We start from the raw sequence: 2,816 nt of genomic DNA on the forward strand, positions 1-2,816 counted from the left end.
TCAGGCACTTTTCTCACGGCGGAAAGTTTTCGTATATTATGATTCATTTTGAAAATTAGAACTCTTTTATAGTTTTTTGAAGAATCACTTAACTTATTTTACTTAAAAATTAGTTCCTATTCGTTTAGGATTGGCAAAATAAGCCAATCCTTTCTTTTTTGAAAAAGTGTTTCACCTCAAAAATTCTGATAGTTTACGAATCGTTTACGGTTGCTGGAATCGCTTGCAAAACAACCTTGTAAAAGAGTATACTAAATAAGGAAAAACATTTTTAAAAAGGAGTTTAGGATGAAGAAGCACTATTTTCGATCAGCTGTAGCAGCCTTGCTTCCGCTTTTGTTGATTGCTCAACCTGTTGAGGCTTGTACAGGGTTCATCATCGGGAAGAAACTGACTGCCGACGGTTCAACCTTGGTAGGGCGTACCGAAGATTTAGAGCCCAACCATAATAAAAATTTTGTGGTCAGAGAGCGTGTCTACAATAAAAAAGGAGCCATCTTTGAAGATGCTGCCAACGGTTTTCAATATCCCTTGCCAGAGATTAGCTATAAGTATACAGCGGTCCCAGATGTCACCCCTGATCAGGGGATTTTTGACGAAGCAGGATTCAACGAATATGGGGTTTCCATTTCTGCCACTGTATCTGCTTCAGCAAATGACAAGATCCAAAAAGTGGATCCCTATGTTAAGGATGGCCTCGCAGAATCGGGCTTGACCAGTATCGTTCTCCCAAGTGTGAAAACCGCAAGAGAAGGGGTTGAACTCATTGCTAAAATCGTCGAAGAAAAAGGCGCTGCAGAAGGAAATATTGTGACTATTGCCGATAAAGAAGGCGTCTGGTATATGGAAATCCTATCTGGCCATCAATATGCGGCGATTCTCTTCCCAGAGGATCGGTTTGCGGTCTTTCCAAATACCTTCTTCTTAGGGCATGTCGATCTGTCAGATACCGAACGCACGATCGCCTCAAAAGATCTTGAAAAAGTCGCCAAAGAAGCCAATAGCTATAAGGAAGTGGACGGAAAATTCCACGTTTCTCAATCCTATAATCCGCCTTTGCAAGAGGCAGATCGCTCTCGGGTTTGGTCGGGAATCAAATCTCTAGACCCAAGCTCTCCTGTTAAATATGACGATGCGTCCTTTGACCTTCTTCATACAACCGATCGAAAATTAACCCTCCGCGATGCTATGAATCTCCAACGCAATCGTTTGGAAGGAACCAAATATAAACCACAGGATCAAATGGAGCTAGATGGAAAAGGCATTCCGAAAAAAGGAGAGTTTGATGAGGTTTATAAATACCCTATTTCCAATCCAAATGTCATGGAGGCCCATATTTTCCAACTGAAAGATGATGTCCCAGCGAGTGCAGGTGGAGGCACCATGTGGCTGTCGATGGGCAGTCCACGAAATGCTCCATACCTACCCTACTATGGCAATATTCTCAACACCTATCAAGCCTACCAAGAATTAGGGGATCATTACAATGATCGCTCTTGGTATTGGACCATTTCAAGAATCAATGACCTTGTGGCCAAGTATCCAGATTTATTCGAAGATGGGGCGATTCGTACTGAAATGGAACGATTGGAGTCTCAGTGGATGGTCGAACAAGATCTGAGTGATCAGGAACAAATCGCTCTTACTTCTCAGCCTGAAGAAGCTAGTGAGAGAGCAACAGAGGAAAGCTTGGCGAGAGCTGAGAAAACCTTCGAACGCTTGCAAGAAATCAGAAAAGAAGCAGAACAAAAGGTAGCAGATGAACACGGAAAAAGTGCCCTGCAAGATCTAGATGACGAAGAAGATGCTGCTTATGAAGAAAAGATTGATCTCGTTGAATTTGACTATGATTACATTCTAGCAGCAGGCTTGTTCGGGGCAACCCTTCTAGCGATTGTGATCTACCTGATTCGCTCAAAGAAACAAAAGGGAGGAAAACAAGATGACTAAAATTCAAAGAGCCTCTATCTATCTTTTTCTACTGTTTGCAGGAATTGGCTTGGAGTTTGAACTCGGTCATCTTTCTCAACAAGAATTTAGCCAGACTGCAGGCAGAGACTTGGTCTTAAACTTGTCTGTTTTAGCTGCTATTATTATCCCCCTCTATCTCTTTTCAAAACGATTGGCCAAGCAGTTGACTGTCCCAACATATCTCTTATGGATTGCCATGTTTGGAGGAGCCTTCGTAGCAGGCTGGTTGAGCTTTTCAGGCAATAGCTTGATTGATATTATAAATAGCCATGTGATCAAGGATGCCACTGTCTTTAACAAGTGGACCGATGCTTTGACGGCCCCATTTTCAGAGGAATTCTTTAAGGCTCTGGTTGCCTTTTGGGTTGTCTTGATGGTTGGCAAGAAAGATCTAAAAGCGATTCTAATTGCAGGCTTGGGCTCTGGCTTTGGTTTTCAAATCATTGAGGATTTAGGATACGTTGCCCGCCAAACCAAAACCAGCCAATTAGCCGCGGTTACTGAGGCTATTAACCGGATCTCTGGTGGATTAGCTTCACACGCCCTCTATACGGCTGTTGTATCCGTTGGTGTCTTCCTCTTGTTGTCTCAAGTAACCCAGCAAAAGGAAAAACTCTTTGGGCTCTGGTGTGTTGTCTCGACAGTAGCCAATCACTTCTTATGGAACTCTCCGTTTTATGAAACAGACCATCGGATTAATCTTCTCGTCGGACTGCTCTTTGCCGTCCAAGTAGGGACCTTTATCGAAGTGGTGCTCTATACCAAGAAACATCCCGAGTTGCCATTTTTAAAACAATAAGAAAAATTTTTCAAACACAAAAGAGAGTGGGACAGAAATCGGTAAT

General features: G+C 42.7%; 2 protein-coding genes. Both read left to right on the forward strand.

Going from position 1 to position 2,816, the window contains the following annotated elements:
* The first annotated feature begins 288 nt into the window (after positions 1-288).
* On the forward strand, positions 289-1,950 hold the full coding sequence (locus HMPREF2926_RS05700; protein ID WP_070586831.1) for a C69 family dipeptidase: 1,662 nt from the start codon (positions 289-291) through the stop codon (positions 1,948-1,950).
* The gene (locus HMPREF2926_RS05705) at positions 1,943-2,770 is read left to right on the forward strand and encodes a PrsW family glutamic-type intramembrane protease (protein ID WP_070586833.1); all 828 of its coding nucleotides are present in this window, start codon (positions 1,943-1,945) and stop codon (positions 2,768-2,770) included. Before HMPREF2926_RS05700 ends, HMPREF2926_RS05705 begins: the two co-directional genes overlap by 8 nt.
* Positions 2,771-2,816: the final 46 nt, after the last annotated feature.

The sequence above is a fragment of the Streptococcus sp. HMSC078D09 genome, from assembly GCF_001813675.1.
Lineage (GTDB): Bacteria > Bacillota > Bacilli > Lactobacillales > Streptococcaceae > Streptococcus.